The sequence below is a fragment of the Ulvibacterium marinum genome (assembly GCF_003626755.1).
GTDB lineage: Bacteria > Bacteroidota > Bacteroidia > Flavobacteriales > Flavobacteriaceae > Ulvibacterium > Ulvibacterium marinum.
The window spans coordinates 388,789-405,748 of sequence record NZ_RBCJ01000005.1 but is presented as its reverse complement, the minus strand read 5'-3'; the positions used below and the strand labels follow the sequence as shown (position 1 = coordinate 405,748).

At 42.2% G+C, this 16,960-nt stretch carries 10 protein-coding genes; 6 read left to right on the top strand and 4 right to left on the bottom strand.

Going from position 1 to position 16,960, the window contains the following annotated elements; all coding sequences use genetic code 11:
* Nucleotides 1–16 precede the first annotated feature (16 nt).
* On the top strand, nucleotides 17–1,885 hold the full coding sequence (yidC, locus tag D7Z94_RS22990; RefSeq protein ID WP_120713973.1) for a membrane protein insertase YidC: 1,869 nt from the start codon (nucleotides 17–19) through the stop codon (nucleotides 1,883–1,885).
* A gap of 131 nt (nucleotides 1,886–2,016) precedes the next feature.
* A complete protein-coding gene (locus D7Z94_RS22985; protein WP_120713972.1) occupies nucleotides 2,017–2,565 on the top strand; it encodes a DUF6515 family protein in 549 nt (182 codons plus the stop codon).
* Between the two features lie 274 nt (nucleotides 2,566–2,839).
* On the opposite strand, the gene D7Z94_RS22980 is transcribed toward D7Z94_RS22985, so the two are convergent.
* The 3 genes from D7Z94_RS22980 to D7Z94_RS22970 all read right to left on the bottom strand — a co-directional run bounded on the left by D7Z94_RS22980 (nucleotide 2,840) and on the right by D7Z94_RS22970 (nucleotide 8,417).
* Nucleotides 2,840–4,894, bottom strand: a complete 2,055-nt coding sequence (locus D7Z94_RS22980; protein WP_120713971.1) for a fasciclin domain-containing protein — start codon at nucleotides 4,892–4,894, stop codon at nucleotides 2,840–2,842.
* A 329-nt stretch (nucleotides 4,895–5,223) separates the two neighbouring features.
* Nucleotides 5,224–6,222 carry a fasciclin domain-containing protein gene (locus tag D7Z94_RS22975; protein ID WP_120713970.1) on the bottom strand — a complete coding sequence of 333 codons (999 nt, stop codon included), beginning with the start codon at nucleotides 6,220–6,222 and terminating at the stop codon, nucleotides 5,224–5,226.
* Between the two features lie 290 nt (nucleotides 6,223–6,512).
* On the bottom strand, nucleotides 6,513–8,417 hold the full coding sequence (locus D7Z94_RS22970) for a fasciclin domain-containing protein (RefSeq protein WP_120713969.1): 1,905 nt from the start codon (nucleotides 8,415–8,417) through the stop codon (nucleotides 6,513–6,515).
* A gap of 297 nt (nucleotides 8,418–8,714) precedes the next feature.
* Between D7Z94_RS22970 and mnmA the strand changes: the two genes are divergently transcribed.
* From mnmA to D7Z94_RS22950, 4 genes are all read left to right on the top strand, one after another.
* A complete protein-coding gene (gene mnmA / locus D7Z94_RS22965; RefSeq protein WP_120713968.1) occupies nucleotides 8,715–9,905 on the top strand; it encodes a tRNA 2-thiouridine(34) synthase MnmA in 1,191 nt (396 codons plus the stop codon).
* Nucleotides 9,906–9,940: 35 nt separating this feature from the next.
* The gene (locus D7Z94_RS22960; protein ID WP_120713967.1) at nucleotides 9,941–10,894 is read left to right on the top strand and encodes an NAD(P)H-dependent flavin oxidoreductase; all 954 of its coding nucleotides are present in this window, start codon (nucleotides 9,941–9,943) and stop codon (nucleotides 10,892–10,894) included.
* An 81-nt stretch (nucleotides 10,895–10,975) separates the two neighbouring features.
* Nucleotides 10,976–12,685 carry a GMC oxidoreductase gene (locus D7Z94_RS22955; RefSeq protein WP_120713966.1) on the top strand — a complete coding sequence of 570 codons (1,710 nt, stop codon included), beginning with the start codon at nucleotides 10,976–10,978 and terminating at the stop codon, nucleotides 12,683–12,685.
* A 2-nt stretch (nucleotides 12,686–12,687) separates the two neighbouring features.
* Entirely contained in the window at nucleotides 12,688–13,278 is a 591-nt protein-coding gene (locus D7Z94_RS22950; RefSeq protein WP_158594710.1) for a gluconate 2-dehydrogenase subunit 3 family protein, read from the top strand.
* Between the two features lie 25 nt (nucleotides 13,279–13,303).
* Here D7Z94_RS22950 and D7Z94_RS22945 read toward each other — a convergent pair whose 3' ends face one another.
* Nucleotides 13,304–16,714, bottom strand: a complete 3,411-nt coding sequence (locus D7Z94_RS22945; RefSeq protein ID WP_120713964.1) for a HEAT repeat domain-containing protein — start codon at nucleotides 16,712–16,714, stop codon at nucleotides 13,304–13,306.
* Nucleotides 16,715–16,960 lie beyond the last annotated feature (246 nt).

Sequence of the window (16,960 nt, the reverse complement as noted above, 5' to 3'; positions counted from 1 at the left end):
CCAAATCAAATTTTAGATGGAAGAAAAGAAAATAGACATCAATTCTATAATAGGCTTTGTGCTCATTTTTGGCATACTCATTTATATGTTTTATCAGAATAGGCCTACTCCTGAAGAATTGGAAGTGGAAAAAGCCAAACAGGAACAGGTTGAGGCCGCTGCGTCAGAAAAGGAAGATGTTCCCGAAAAAAATGTGCAGGCCACACCAACCATTGACCTTCAAGACTCCTTGGCGGTCGCCAACTACAAAAATACGATAGGTGCCTTCGGATATACGGCAACATCGGATGCGACTACCAAACTGGAAAATGATTTGGTTTCCCTGGAAGTAAGCAACAAGGGAGGGCAAATAATAGAGGCCAGAATGAAGCAGTTCCATACCTACGACTCTGTGCCGGTTTATTTGGTAAAGGATGGTAATGCGTCTTTTGGATTAACTTTTTCTACTTCGGACAATAGGGTGTTGAATAGCCAAGATTTGTATTTTGAGCCATCATTATCCCAAAATGGGGATAATACGGTACTTTCCATGAAGGCCAAGGTATCCCCGAACCAGTTTTTGGAATATCGCTATGAAATGAAACCCGATGATTATTTAGTTGGGTTTACTATGCGTTCCCAAGGTCTCAATGGGATAATAAATGCCGGTCAACCCGTAAATTTAGAATGGAACCTAAAGGGTATTAGACATTCCAAAAGTATTAAGTACGAAAATAGATATACTAGGCTAACCTATCGTCACGAAGATGCGAAGATAAGCAAGCTTTCTGAAGGGAGTGACGATGAGGAGACCGAGGAAGATGTAAAATGGATATCTTATCGTCAGCATTTTTTCAGTTCTATACTAGCTACCAAGAATAATTTTAAAGAAGCTAATTTATCTTCCAAGAACTTGGTAGAAGAAGAAAGTAAGACCGCAGCATTTACTAAGGCTTATAGTTCGGTGATGCCTATTGAACTTAGTGGAGGGGAGGTATCCTTGGATATGGATTGGTATTATGGCCCAACGGATGTTGCGGTATTAGATAATTATAAGGAGTATGATCTGGCGGATTCCATCCCTTTTGGCTGGGGAATCTTTGGTTGGATCAACCGATATATCTTTACGCCTTTCTATTCTTTGTTGAGTTCCTTTTTGCCATTTGGTATCGCAATTGTGGTTATGACCATTTTGGTTCGTTTGGCCATGTCTCCGGTTACCTATAAATCCTATCTTTCACAGGCCAAGATGAAGGTGCTAAAACCGGAGATTACGGAATTGGGTGAAAAGTACAAGGACAACGCCATGAAGAAGCAACAAGAAACCATGAAGTTGTACAACAAGGCCGGTGTTAGCCCTATGAGCGGTTGCGTTCCCGCCCTGTTGCAGATGCCTATCTTCTATGCACTGTTTATGTTCTTTCCAACATCTTTTGCCTTACGCCAAAAACCATTTCTTTGGGCAGATGACCTTTCGTCCTATGATACCATTTTTGAGTGGTCTACCAATATTCCGGTAATCTCAACATTCTATGGCAATCATGTAAGTCTGTTTCCAATCCTGGCCTCTGTAGCCATATTCTTCTATATGATGATGACTACGGGTCAAAATATGCCACAGCAACCAGGGATGCCCAATATGAAGTTCATCATGTACCTGATGCCTTTTATGATGTTGATTTTCTTTAACAACTATGCCAGTGGATTGAGCCTGTATTATTTTGTCTCCAATCTTATTACCATAGGAATCATGTTGGTGATTAAAAGATTTATTCTGGATGAGGATAAAATCCATGCCCAAATACAGGAAAATAAAAAGAAGCCCAAAAAAGAGAATAAATTCCAACGTAAGATGCGCGAAATGATGGAGCAAGCCGAGGAGCAAAAGAAAGTAGGGAGGCGTTAATTTAGAATTTTTCAGTATTTAAGAAACCTTGAAAATGCTTTTTCAAGGTTTTTTTATGCCATTTGTTTTTTACATATTAAACCTTATCCCTTAAACGTTATCTAAGTTGTAACGATCCAAATAATTTAAAAATGAAAAATCTAAAATATGGTATCGTCATTTTTTTAGTGGCATTCCTGTTTTCCGGATATCAGGCTGAAGCACAAGTAAGGCGACCCGTAGTAAAGACGGTAAGGGTGAGCAAAAAGACAAAGCGTAAAGTTAGAAGACACAATAGAAGGGTGAGACGTAGGACCTTAAGGCGGTTACCCTCCGGCAGTAGGGCTGTGATTTTTAGAAATGTTTCCTATTATCCCGTAAGGGGAATGTTCTTTGTAGCAAGAAGAGGGGCATATGTAAGGGCTTTCCCGCCAAGAGGCTTCAGGCTAAGGGTTTTGCCGGTCTCTGCGGTTGCGCTACATGTGCGCGGCACAAGATATGCCTATGCCGATGGGATATACTATCAGCAGATACAGGATGAATACGAAATAGTAGATCCTCCTGTGGGAGCGGTGGTAAAAGAGCTGCCCGAAGATGCGGAGGAAATTGATTTTGACGGAGTCTCTGTTTATGAACTAAATAATGCTCTTTACGAGGCTGTAGAGGATGGTTATGAAGTTATTGACCTTTTGGAGGACTAATACCTTAAATAAAAAACAAAGGCCCGGACAATTTGTCCGGGCCTTTTGGCTTTAAAAAGAGGTTTAGTTTGGTAAGATTTGGGACAGCAAATATGGCCTGTAAATTCCATCAAAAAAAAATGAAGTTGTAAAGTGTTGGTTTTTGTATGCTAACCGGTTTGAAATTGATGTTTAGGTTTTAAGAATTCCTAAAATGATAAAGAAAAACTCCCGAGGATTTTTTCCTCGGGAGTCTTGAACAAATCAATTCATCAATCAAAACTAACTAACTTTCTTAATGGCTCGGGGGATTTAATGCATCCAATACTTCCTGAGGCAACAATACTTTGTCAATAAGGTGTACAATACCGTTGCTAGCCATTTGGTCCGGTCCAATTACGTTGGCATCCGTGTCCGTCTTATCGCGAATATCAATATCATGTCCATGGACAATGGCGAATAAGGACTCTCCTTGGAAGGTAACAATTTCCTGGTGATTGGTAAGGGTGGATGATTCTACCGCTGCACCGGAAACTACATGATATGTCAAAACCGTAGCCAATAAATCCTTTTCAGCTTGGGTATCAAAATCGGCCAAGCTATGATAGTCATCGCCTAAAGCATCCAATAAATCTGCAAAAGCCTTATTAGTGGGGGCAAAAACCGTAAAGGGGCCTTCTCCACTCAATACATCTACCAAACCAGCATCGGCCTGAATCAAGGCTTCGACCAATAGGCTCAAGTCATCAACAGACTGTGCCAATTGCACGATATTGGGTGTGGGTGGATTTAAGATATCCAAAACCTCTTGGGGCAACAATACCTTATTGATTACGTGTACAACCCCATTACTTCCCTCTACATCTGGAAGGACCACAGTGGCATTGTCCTCGGTAGCATCATCAATGTGTACCATGCCATCGTTAATTGAAATTCCAACATTTTCACCTTGGAAAGTCTCGATCATTTGTCCATCACTAAGGTCTGTAGAAAGCGCTTTAGTGCCGGCAACTACATGGTAGGTCAATACTTTTACCAACAATGCTTTTTCTTCATCGGTATCGAAATCGGCAAGGCTGTGGTAATCATCTCCTAAAAGTTCCAACAAGGCTACAAAAGCATGATTGGTAGGGGCAAATACCGTAAAGGGACCTGCGCCTCCCAAGGTCTCTACGAGACCGGCATCCGCTTGGATGAGAGCTTCGACCAATAAGCTTAAATCATCCGTAGCCACTGCCAATTCTACAATGGTCTTCATGTTTAAGGCCGTTACAAAATCAATGGCCGATTGCGGCAACAAAACTTTGTCAATAGTATGTGCCACTCCGTTGGAGGCCATAATATCCGTACCTGTGATATTGGCGTTTACGTCAGAGGCATCTCCAATAACAAAGGTATCTCCGGATGCAATTATTTCGATACTATTGTCGGTAAAGGCAGTGGGAACGGGACCTTCGGCCAAATCAGCTTCCTTAACTTCCGCGCCAGCTATAACGTGATATAATAGGATGTCCTTTAAAAGAGCGATTTCAGCTTCCTCATCAAAATCATCCAGGCTATTGTAATCATCCCCTAATACTCCTAAGAGGGCAACAAAAGCGTCATCTGTTGGAGCTAGTACGGTAAATGGTCCATCTGAGCTTAAAGTTTCTGCCAACCCTGCTTTGATAACGGCCGCTTCTAAAACGGAAAGCGCCTCTGTAGCCACCACAACATCTACCAAAGTACCAAGTTCATTTTCCATTTCGCCGCCATTCAAAGCGTCAATTATAGCCTGAGGCAACAATACTTTGTCTATTACATGGACAATGCCATTACTTGCGCCAACATCTGGGATGACAACTTTCGCTGCATCAACATCTTCGCCTTGCTTGTCCTTAATTTTTACGTCATCGCCCAACATTACGGTTACATCCTCTCCCTGAACCGTGGTTATGGTCTGACCATCGGAAAGATCCGAAGATTCAGCAGCAATGCCAGAAACTACATGATAACTAAGGATAGTGGCCAAAATATCTCTCTCTTCATCGGTATCAAAATCATCCAATGAATCAAATCCGTCCAGTGCTTCCAGCAAGGAGGTAAAAGCTTCATTGGTAGGGGCAAATACGGTAAACGGACCTTCACCGCTTAGGATGCCTATCAAGTCGATGTCATCTTTTTCATCCGCTTTGGATAGGGCTGCTACCAAAGAGCTTAAAGCATCTTGACCCTGTGCGGTCTCAACAATGTTGATCGCATCATTTTTGGCTACTAGATTGTCATCTTCACTGTCGTCATCACATGAGAGTGAGAATACTGAAGCCAGAGCAAGTACCAGCATACTCTTAAATCGAATCATTTTTTTCATAATAAAGTGTTTTAGGAATAAAATTGTTTAATAAAAAATTTTGTGGGTTGAACAAAAAAATAAAACATCATTTATGTCAATACTTAAACTAAAGTCAAAATCTGTTGAATTTTAAAGTAGTTTTTTTATTTAATAAAAAAATATTGTTTGACATTTATTCATTTTGTTTAAACACAAAGAAGATACTCCTAATTAAAAAAGGTTGCTTTTGTTTTACTTATTTTATAAAAAGTTTAACAAATATGACATAACATACTATGTGTCGACAAAGAGGTAAGGGTATAAAAAAACCGCCTCTAGGGCGGTTTTTAAAATTTTGAAAGAGATCTTTAGTTTTCAGTATCTGGCAACATAACTTGATCAATAAGGTGGATTACACCGTTGCTTGCCTGAATATCCACAAACCCAATGTTGACATCATCGTTCCCCGACCCATCTGTAATCACTGCTATAAAAGGAGCATTTACCTGCAAGGATACGGTGATATCGTCACCCTCCAATGTAGTTAGGTTAAGGCCTTCAGAAAGACCGCTGCTCCTATTATTTCCCGATACCACATGGTGTTGGAGCACTGCGGTTAGGAGGGATTCGTCAATATCTGAAAGTGAGGACCAATCCGGATTAGAATCCAATAATTCATCAAAAGCTTGATCCACAGGGGCAAAAACAGTAAAAGGACCCTCTCCCGACAAAATAGTTGCAAAATCCGTTCCGGGGGTCGCTGAGGTCAAGGCAATGGTCAATTGTTCAAAATTAAAATCCTCACCAACAAAAGTGACGACCGTCGGCAAATCGATTACCGCATCAACAATATGTATGGTTCCGTTTGAGGCTAAAATATCTGCTCCACCATTTACCACACTGGAAATACCATTAAATTCTACACCATCAGTAGCATCGAAATAAAGGGAAAGATTGGAGCCTTCTGTAGGGCCGGAGGCCAAAGTTGCCGCATAATTTCGCTGAAGTACGGTCAAATCACTTGAACTTAGTTCAGTCCCAATGACATGGTTCAATAAAATTTGGGTTAGAGCATCAACTGGAACATCCTGTACAGAAGTAAAATTATTCTGCCCCAAAAACGTATTAAAAGCCGCGTTGGTTGGGGCTAGGACAGTAAACGATCCACTTGCCTCTAATTCATCAGTTAGATTGGCACGTTGCAATGCCTCTACTAATATGCTCAAATCCGGGGTGGCAACGGCAAGTTCCACTATGTTTTCCCCTGACCGCGGTGGGCCATCATTGTCGTCCGAGTTACAGGAAGTTGCCGCTATTAAAATAAGGGTCAACGGCAAAAATTTGAATAACACAAGATACTTTTTCATAATCAATTATTTTGAATTTTAAGTTAAAGTCGTAATATTTTTAGTAGCCATAACAAGTCAACATCGTATTTTATGAAAATTTTAATATCATGTACTTCGAACTAGTAAAACGTGAAAATATTTGAAAAATTGATTCAAATATCTACCTTTTGTTTTGAATGAGAAGTAAACCCGACTCTAATTAAGAGTTTACAAGTGTTTTTTTTGCAAGTCTATTTTACGACGAAGGCCGCAAAACTGCGGCCTTTATACTAATACTTTAGGTACAATAAATACGTATCAATAACGATTTAGTTGGTGGTGTCTGGTATCAAAACCTTATTCACTACATGGATTACACCATTGCCAGCTTGAACGTCCACGGCAATAATGCCAATGTCCGTGTTTCCTGCGCCATCGGTGATATCCGCGATGTTGTCGCCACTTCCGGGCAGCGTTACTGTAATACCGTCACCTTCCAAAGTGGTTGCGGGGGTAGTACCGTCAGGTGTTAGGTCGGTGGAACGAATATTGGCTCCGGCTACGACATGGTGTAGCAGAACGGCTTCCAATTCAAAGAAATCCGGTATAGCATCCTGAGCCTCTAGAGCTTCATTGGTCGGAGCAAAAACAGTGAAATCAGGGTTTATTCCATCCCCATTTCCACCAGATGTCCTTGATAGTATTTCTACGAAATCCGTGTCTGGGGTAAGGTCAGTTAATGCGGCGACCAAGGTAGAGAAATCTGGATTTGCTGTTGCAAAAGTTACAACTGTTGGGATGTCTATTACGCCATCTACCGCATGAATGATGCCGTTTGTGGCAACAATATCCGCCGCTGCTACACTGCTTACACCATTTATTCTGACCCCATCATCAGTGTTGATATAAACATTCAAATTATCACCGTCCGCATTTGTGGCAGCTGTGGTTATATCATAACCGGTTTGAAGATCTCCGGAGAGGGCTGCAGTTCCTACAACGACATGGTTGGATAGAATATTCGCAATTTCGTTCTCACTGGTAAATCCGTCAAAGGCAGTATTGACCGGTGCAAAAACCGTGTAATTCGTGTCGGTGGCCGATAACAAGTCTGTAAAAGTGGTGTCGTCATCTGCTGTCAACAACCCAACCAAACTGGTAAGGTTCGGATTGGCCACGGCATGGTCCACAATATTAGGAAGGCCAATTACCGCATCCACTATATGAACAACACCATTGATTGCCTTGTTGTCTGGAGCACTAACTTCTGATACCCCATTCAAGGTAACCACATCCGCTACATTTACAAAAAGACTTAAATTGTTCTCTCCCGCTCCGGCGGTGGAAAGTGTAGATTCATAGCCTGTAGCCAAGTCGGTAGAAAGTTTCGTGCCACTTACCACATGGTTCAAAAGTACTTGGGTCAAGACATCTACAGGTACTGCCGATAAATCTGCAAAGTCGTTGGCTTCCAAAAAGGCGGTAAAAGCTTCATTTGTTGGGGCAAGAACTGTAAATGGCCCGTCACCTGCCAATACTGTAGGTAAATCCCCATTGGCAGCTTGTAAGGCGGCGACCAGATTGCTCAAGCTAGGGGTGGCAATGGCCAAGTCGGTTATGGATACTAATAATACATCCGCTAGGGCATCCAAAGCTGCTTGAGGCAACAGTACCTTATCAATAATATGAACAATACCATTACTCGTCATAACATCTGGCGTGGTAACTTGAGCAGCTTCTCCGGCAGCATCCGTAAAGAATACTCCTCCATCAAGACTAACGGTCAAAGTTCCGCCTTCAAGGGTAGTGACCGATTGATCTGCCGTTAAATCCGTAGAAGCTACCGCAGCTCCGGAAACGACATGATACGTAAGTATTGTGGCCAATAGGTCTTGAAGTTGTTCACTGTTAAAATCATCCAACGAATCAAATCCGTCCAGACGGGCAAGTAAGTCTGTAAAGGCATCATTGTTAGGCGCTAAAACTGTAAATGTGCCGTTTTCGTCACTTAAGGCAGCGACTAAGTCATTGGCGGCACTTTCATCTGCTTTCTGTAAGGCAGCAACTAAGGTGCTCAGGGAGTTTTCCCCTAAAGCAGTTTCCACAATATTTAAGGGGTCCATAGGTTGTTCGGGTGGTGTGGTTGGCCCGTTATCATCATCGGAACAAGAAGCCGCCAAGAACAACGCCATAGTCAAAATTGAAAAGGTAAAAATTTTGGAAATTTTTTTCATGATATTTATAATATTAGGAATTTATGTTTAACAAATATATATTAATACTTAAACAAAATATTTCATTTATTAAATGTTTAACAAACGAAACATGGATTTAATCAATTGATTTATATGATAGAATAAGGTGTTTGTGGCATAGCCACAGGCTAGATGAGGAATAAACGAAAGAGTTGCTTTTGTTTAATTTGTTTTATAAAAAATTTAACAAATTATAAAATTGCTTAATACTTAACAATACGGTTTTGCTTTTTGTGATAAGGTATTTTTGTAATTTTACAGACTATATTAAGGAAGATGAAAAAAGTGGTAATCGGACTTTCCGGAGGAGTGGACTCCAGCGTTGCGGCCTACCTTCTTAAAAAACAGGGATACGATGTCATTGGACTTTTTATGAAGAATTGGCACGATGATTCTGTGACGATATCCGAGGAGTGTCCCTGGTTGGAGGATAGTAATGATGCCCTTATTGTGGCAGAAAAATTAGGTATCCCGTTCCAAACCATAGATTTAAGTACGGAGTATAAGGAACGCATTGTCGATTACATGTTCCGCGAATATGAAAAAGGACGTACGCCTAATCCGGATGTACTTTGTAATCGAGAAATCAAATTTGACGTTTTTCTTAAAATAGCTCTTAAACTGGGAGCGGATTATGTAGCAACAGGCCATTATTGTAGAAAGGATATACAAAAGAATGAGAATGGTACCGAAACCTATAGACTTCTGGCCGGCCTGGACAACAATAAGGACCAATCTTATTTTTTATGCCAACTTTCCCAAGAGCAACTGTCCAAAACACTTTTTCCAGTTGGTGAATTAACTAAGCCGGAGGTGCGAAAAATAGCCTCGGACAACAACTTGATTACTGCGGATAAAAAGGATTCCCAAGGACTTTGCTTTATAGGAAAGGTGCGACTTCCCGATTTTTTGCAACAAAAATTGAAGCCAAAAAAAGGTGTCATAGTAGAGGTGCCGGCAGACGTCCCCCAGTATTTGGCTTCAAAGAGCAAATTTGAAACAAAAGAAGAAGAATTGGCATTTATGTCCGAAAAGCCAGTATATAATTTAGATGATGGCAGGGTAGTAGGCGAGCATCAGGGCGCACACTATTTTACCAAAGGGCAACGAAAGGGATTGGATGTTGGAGGCACTAAGGAACCTCTATTTGTCATTGAAACGGATGTTGAAGAAAACATCATATATACCGGTCAGGGCAAATCACACCCTGGATTGTATAGGAGAACACTATTCGTTAATGACGATGAACTCCATTGGATTCGTCAGGACTTGGCCTTGGAGGTAGATGGTACAATGCAAGTTACAGCTCGGATCCGTTATCGACAACCTTTACAAAAGGCTACCCTTTATAAAATAGAGAAGGGGCTTTATGTTGATTTTGAGGAAAAACAGTCTGCTATTACGGAAGGTCAGTTTGTGGCTTGGTATATGGACGATGAACTTGTGGGGTCAGGGGTTATTTCCTGAAATCCATAGTTGTAACACTTCGGATGTTATAGTTTATGCAAAACAGGATAACACAACTCTTTAATATAAAATATCCCATCGTTCAGGCGGGAATGGTGTGGGCCAGTGGATGGCGACTGGCTTCGGCAGTTTCCAATGCCGGGGGATTAGGTCTGATAGGTTCGGGAAGTATGTATCCGGAAGTACTGCGCGAGCATATCCAAAAATGTAAACAGGCTACAGAAAAACCTTTTGGTGTAAATATCCCCATGCTTTATCTGGACCTTGATAGGATTATGGACATTATTATTGAAACTGGTGTTAAAACTGTATTTACTTCCGCCGGAAACCCAAACACCTGGACGTCCTATTTAAAGGAAAATGGAATAACCGTAGTCCATGTGGTAAGCAGTGTTAAGTTTGCTTTAAAGGCCCAAGAGGCTGGAGTGGATGCCGTTGTGGCAGAGGGATTTGAGGCAGGAGGCCATAATGGGCGTGACGAAACTACCACCTTAGTCTTAATACCTAGCGTTAAGGAAAAATTAGAAATCCCGCTATTGGCCGCGGGAGGAATTGCCACAGGGAGAGCTATGCTGGCAGCTATGATACTCGGAGCGGATGGCGTGCAGATAGGAAGCCGATTTGTAGCAAGTTTAGAGGCTTCCTCACATGAGCTGTTTAAACAAGAGGTGATCAAGGCCAAAGAAGGGGATACCATTCTAACCCTAAAGGAACTCGCTCCGGTTCGATTATTAAAAAACAAATTCTATAAAGATATACGGCAGGCGTATGCGGATGATTCAAGCCCAGAACAACTAAAAGCCTTGTTAGGCAGGGGCCGGGCCAAAAAGGGCATGTTCGAAGGGAATTTGGAAGAAGGCGAATTGGAAATAGGCCAAGTCTCCGCTTTGATTAATTCAGTAAAGCCGGCGGCCACTATTGTAGATGAAATTATGGATGAGTTCTTCGAGGCCAAAAAAGAAATAGAGACTACTCGTTTCTTACCATAAACCACTTCTTTCCTTAGGTATTTAGACTTTTTTAAGTAATGTTGATTATATTGTGTCGAGATTAATCAACAAAATAGCTTAATGGCAAATATCAATGGAAAGGCCGTACAGCAACATACCTATGATGCCATAGTAGTGGGTTCAGGTATTAGTGGAGGCTGGGCGGCGAAAGAATTGTGCGAAAAAGGATTAAAGACTTTGGTACTGGAACGGGGTAGAATGGTAAAGCATGTACAGGACTATCCTACTATGACCAAGGATCCTTGGGATTATGAACTGAGAGGTGCCCTGGAACATGAAGAAAAGCAAAAACATGCCAGTTCAATTACAAGAGTAGGATGGGGGGGTGCGGATACCGAGCATTTTTTTGCAAATGATAAGGACAATCCATATACCGAGATAAAACCTTTCATCTGGATTCGTGGGCATCAGGTTGGGGGCCGATCCTTAACATGGGGCAAACAAACATACCGATGGAGTGACCTTGATTTTGAGGCTAATGCAAAAGATGGCCATGGTGTGGATTGGCCCATTCGTTATAAGGATATTGAACCTTGGTATACGTATGTTGAAAAATTTGCCGGAATAAGCGGTGAAGCTCTGGGTCTACCGCATTTACCGGATAGTCATTTTTTACCTCCGATGGAGTTGAACTGTGTAGAGAAGCATGCGAAAAAGAACATTGAAGAAAAATTTGAGGGGAGACATCTCATTATAGGTAGATGCGCCCATCTGACCAAACCCATAAACAGCCGCGGAAAATGCCAGTTTAGAAATCGCTGTTCCCGGGGCTGTCCATATGGTGCCTATTTTAGCAGTAATGCGGTAACACTTCCAGCAGCCGAAAAGACGGGTAACTTAACCATGCGGCCCAATTCTATTGTGAGTTCCATTATTTACGATGACGAAAAAGGAAAGGCGACCGGGGTGCGGATCGTGGACTCTGAAACTATGGAAGAAATGGAATACTATGCGAAAATTATTTTTTGCAATGCCTCGGCCATAAGTTCTACTAAGATTTTATTGAATTCCAAATCTGATCGTTTTCCCGATGGACTGGGCAATGATAGTGGAGAGTTGGGTCATAATCTTATGGATCATACGTATAAGGTGGGTGCCATGGGATCCATTGAAGGCTTTGAAGATCAATACTATTCCGGGCGAAGACCTAACGGAATCTATATACCACGTTATGTGAATCTGGATGAAAAAACCAAGTCGGATAGTTTTCTTCGAGGTTTTGGCTATCAGGGCGGAGCAGGACGGTCTAACTGGGGTTCTGGAATTAATTCCGATAATTTTGGTGGCGATTTCAAGGATAAACTCTTCAAACCGGGACCTTGGGGCTTTTTCATTACCGGATTTGCGGAATGCCTTCCCTATCATGAGAACAAAGTGACACTTAATTCCGATTTGAAAGACAAGTGGGGCCAACCTATATTGAATATAGATTGTGAGTTCAAGGAAAATGAACTCCGAATGAATGATCAAATTAAATCGGATGCCGTAGATATGCTAGAAAAATCAGGATTCAAGGATATTTTGCCCTTCGATAATGAAAGTCCACCGGGCCATGGTATCCATGAAATGGGAACTGCCCGAATGGGCAAGGATCCTAAAACCTCTGTTTTAAATGGTTTCAACCAGGTGCACGCTGCGAAAAATGTTTTCGTAACGGATGGTGCATGTATGACTTCTTCCTCCTGCGTCAATCCGTCCTTAACCTATATGGCAATCACGGCACGCGCAGCGGACCACGCCGTAAAAGAATTAAAAAGACAAAATATATAAGCATGGATAGAAGAATAGCCATAAAAAATACAGCATTGTTAATAGGTGCCACTTTGGGGAGCTCTACTTTGACAGGCCTTTTGCAATCTTGCCAAAATCAAAAGCGTATCGATTGGGTTCCTGTCTTTTTTACTGGGGAGCAAGCTGCCGTAGTTTCTGAAATTACTGAAATGATATTGCCCCGGACCGAGACTCCAGGAGCCAAGGATCTTAAGGTGGATATCTTTGTAGATCTAATGTTCGGAAAGGCCCTTTCACCTGAAGATCAAGAACATGTTAGGAAAGGATATGACCGATTTGAAGCGATTTGCCAGGAGAAATTCAATAAATCGTTTCTGGATTTGGGTAACGAGGAACGAAAAGAGGTTCTAGAACAGGTGGAAGTCGAAACCAATACATTCAATCCCGCCGTATGGGGAAGCCCTTTGGGTAAACAAGAACCCATCGATTTTTATCGGAGGGTAAAGCAATTTACATTGGTAGGTTACTTTACTTCCGAAGAAATCGGGAAAAATCACTTGCAATATGACCCTATCCCAGGGGATTATAAGGGCTGCTTTCCCTACAATGGGGAAAATTCCTGGACATTATAAATACCGAAGGAACTTTCTTCAGAGGTCAATCGTCCTTTAAACTGGCTAGAAATTCCATCAGGTCCCGTAGCTCACGTTTATTGATAAGGAGGCCCATGGGCGGCATTGCCGAAGGCATGTTTTCCCTCTTTTTTATCCTTGAAACTGCTATCTCCATGGGTTCGGCATCTGAAGTCCTCAATATAATTTCTTCTTTTGTTTCCTCTTCTAGGACCCCTGTAACTTTTTGGCCATCTTTCAACGTTAACCTTACGCTACCATAACCAGGAGCCAATCGAACACTAGGTTCTATGAGCGATTCCAGAAGTTGCTCCCGGGTTAGGAGGGCGCCGATGTTATCCAATGGCGGACCTACTTGTCCACCCGCACCGTTTACCGCATGGCATCGTACACATTGGGCGGTAGGATTATTGGTAAAAACACTCCGTCCCCGCCACCAGTTGCCCCCATAGAGGGTTTCGGTATAGGAATCCATGGTATTGCCATTGCTTTTTATTTTGTCAAGTTGGGCAATTAGTTTTTCGGAATCAGTAGCTTCCACTGCTTCAATAAGGTCCAGAATTACTCCTTGAGAGAGTTTGTTGTTATCTGCCATTTGAATCAATCCGTGTAACACATTTTCGCTTTTGTCCAGGGAGAGCTCACCCAAAACCCCTAGCATTTCCTGTTGTTCAAGCACGGACCCGTTCTTAAAAATAGGATTTACAATGTTTGGCAATTTGTCTTTACTTACATCCAATTTTCCAATAAGTCCTACGGCAACTGATCTAACTTTTTCGCTTTTATCCTTCATGCCCATTTCCATGGCCATTTGGATATTGGATTCGTCCAATTGGGCCAGGGCCCCAAGAGCAGCGGCACGAACCTCGGCATCGGAATTTCTTCGCATTAGACCGTATAAATCCGAATTATGGGAGTCGATGCCCAAAGTCCCTAAAACCTTTGTTGCTCCTATGAGAATAGCCGGGTCCTTATCCTTTAGAAAAAAAGGAATATCTTTTTCAATTTTTTGTTTTACCGTATTAGGGTCTCGTGTAATTTCACCCCTAAAACGGCCATCCACACGATCTAAAACGGATGGGGATGCCCAGGAACCAATAACCTCCAGGGCTTCCCTTCTTAAATTACTATTGACCTCTGGTCGTTTGGCAAATGCAATAAGATTGTCCAATTCTTTTTCCCCACCCACACGCAGAGAAGCATTAATACTTCTTCGTAACAAGGGTTCGGAAGAGAACCTTTCTTGGGTAAGGATTTCCGCTAAATCCGGCAAAGCTTCTTCAATGGACCAATCGTCGTTGATGGCACGGGCCGCTTCGGTAACGATATATTCGTCTGTATCTCCTAAAAATTGTGATACCCGTGCATCTTGTAACCTTCTAAGAACAAGCACAGCGGCAATACGAAGACTTTTTTTGGGGTTGTCCACGAGGTTGAGCATCGGTTCTGCCTTTCCAATACGTGACAAGGCCAAAACACCTGCATGCCTTAGATATAGATCCTTATCGTCATTGGCCGAAACCATATCTAGCAAAGGTTGGACGGCTTCCGTATATTTTACTCTACCCAAGGCCTGTGCGCCAAAGAATTTTACCCTGTCGTTTTCGTGCTTCAGTAACGGGATTAGAGCAGGACCAGCTTCGGAATATTTTACATCACCCAAGACCTTGGCTGCCTGGGCAATAATTTCTGGATCTTTATCGGACAGGAGTTCTAACAAAACTTCAGCCTTTCCATCATTTTTTGCCGCAATTTGGCCAATGCCCCATATGGCATGGATGCGTGCAAACTGGTTTGTACCCTCCTTGGCAATATCCCTTAAGGCCCTATATCCCCAAAATGTACTTTTGGCCAATTGAAACTGGGCTTTTTTACGTATTCGCATATCGGGGTAGGACAATAGGTTGGTCAACTCCTCTGTGGATTGATCCTCATAATCCAAGGTCATAAGGTGCTGGGTTTCTTTCCGTTCCTGGCTTAGGTCGTTTTTTCCTTCCTCTACATCCAATTTCCAGATACGACCATAATTTTTGGTCCCCCAACCGTTGATCCAATCGGCCAGATACAAGGCTCCATCTGGCCCGAATTTTAGGGCAGTGGGCAGAACCCCACTTAGAACATCCATATCTGACTGCAATTCAAAGGAAGCTCCCTTAGGTTTTAAATCGAAAGACCAAATATGGGAACGCCCTGGATCACCGACAAACTCGACCAAAAAGAAGCGATTTAGCCAATCCTTGCCCAATGCAGTTCCGGGATTGTAGGCCATTCCGGTTGGGCCGTTGTGAAAGTTGGCGATGGGAGGAATGATATAGGCTGCTTGCCCTTCCCATCTCGGAACAAAAAGTTTTTCGTCCATCCAAACCTTGTAGCTGTTGTTTTTTGGATCGGTGTACTTCCCATATTGCCAATTGGCCCGCCATCCAGCATCAGACCCTTCCACTATATGGACCAGACGCTCACTTTCACCTGCATGGTCTCCATCGTTGTCCGAAGAGATAATATTTCCGTAGGCATCAAAAACAAATTCGTGTGTGTTTCGTAATCCTCGGGCAAATACCTCAAAATCAGTTCCATCGGGATTGCTGCGAACAATAACACCCTGATTGGGATAATGATGTTTTTCACCATCCACAGTGGTTATACTGGCACCAATATCCCCTATGCCCCAATAAATCTTCCCGTCAGGACCCTCAACCGCGCCGGACATTCCATGAGCTCCAAAACCTATGTGTACTGCAAATCCATGTGCTATGGAAGTTTTCTCGTCCAATACCTGGTCTTCGTTGGTATCCGTAAGCCGCCACATATCTGGCCCTACACCCACAAATACCTCTTCGTCCCTTACCAATAGGGCACCTGCTACATCTGTGATCTCTTCATTGAAATCTTCCAAAATTCGGGTCGATTTGTCTGCGACACCATTTTTATTGGTATCCTCCAGCATCCATACTTCGTCCTTTTCAACGGTAAGGTCTTTCCAGTCATGGATACTGTCATTGTTCAAATCTGGAAACCATTCGTTCTCTTTACTTTTCTCAGGGGCAAAGGTGGTGCGCAAGAAGTTTCGTCTATCCTCTACGGATTGCAATGAAATGGATGCCGTCATCCAATCTTGATGCCCTCGTATATCGAACTCCGAATTTTTTTGGCGATTGGTGCTTGTTAAATAGATTTTACCAAAATTATCAATGTCCATAGCTATGGGGTCTGGCGCCAGGGAATCCGATGCCCATAGGCTTAAAACAAGTCCATCCGCAATCTTGGGAGCTATGTTTTTTCTTGCTTCCAAGGCCTGAGTCATTTCCTGTACTGAATCCTCATAAACGGTCAGAGGTGTTTCCCTTGGTTTTGTGGACTTTGTATTGCAAGACACAAAAAGGGTTAAGGCTATTAATAGGTATGTGGAGATTCGGGAGAATATATTGTATTTCATTAGGTACGGATATTTTGGTAATGAAGGTTTGTGCGAACTAAAATAAGGAATTCCCACTCAAGAAAAATTGTATAACCGTTTATTGTTTTAAACCGAAGTCTTTTAATGGATTTTCTTAGGTGCAAACTTGAGGAAGTATCGAACTAATTTTACTGATGTAATTCTACGATCCATATATCTAAATGGTAAAATTGATTAAAAACTGCAAAGCACAAATTTTCCGTTTTAAGGGTATGCGAAAGAAAG

Bases quoted from the DNA above. Each gene is read 5' to 3' on its own strand.
- mnmA (WP_120713968.1), top strand. From the start codon at position 8,715: ATGAAAAAAGTGGTAATCGGACTTTCCGGAGGAGTGGACTCCAGCGTT.
- D7Z94_RS22945 (WP_120713964.1), bottom strand. From the start codon at position 16,714: ATGAAATACAATATATTCTCCCGAATCTCCACATACCTATTAATAGCC.
- D7Z94_RS22960 (WP_120713967.1), top strand. From the start codon at position 9,941: ATGCAAAACAGGATAACACAACTCTTTAATATAAAATATCCCATCGTT.
- D7Z94_RS22955 (WP_120713966.1), top strand. From the start codon at position 10,976: ATGGCAAATATCAATGGAAAGGCCGTACAGCAACATACCTATGATGCC.
- yidC (WP_120713973.1), top strand. From the start codon at position 17: ATGGAAGAAAAGAAAATAGACATCAATTCTATAATAGGCTTTGTGCTC.
- D7Z94_RS22980 (WP_120713971.1), bottom strand. From the start codon at position 4,894: ATGAAAAAAATGATTCGATTTAAGAGTATGCTGGTACTTGCTCTGGCT.
- D7Z94_RS22975 (WP_120713970.1), bottom strand. From the start codon at position 6,222: ATGAAAAAGTATCTTGTGTTATTCAAATTTTTGCCGTTGACCCTTATT.
- D7Z94_RS22985 (WP_120713972.1), top strand. From the start codon at position 2,017: ATGAAAAATCTAAAATATGGTATCGTCATTTTTTTAGTGGCATTCCTG.
- D7Z94_RS22970 (WP_120713969.1), bottom strand. From the start codon at position 8,417: ATGAAAAAAATTTCCAAAATTTTTACCTTTTCAATTTTGACTATGGCG.
- D7Z94_RS22950 (WP_158594710.1), top strand. From the start codon at position 12,688: ATGGATAGAAGAATAGCCATAAAAAATACAGCATTGTTAATAGGTGCC.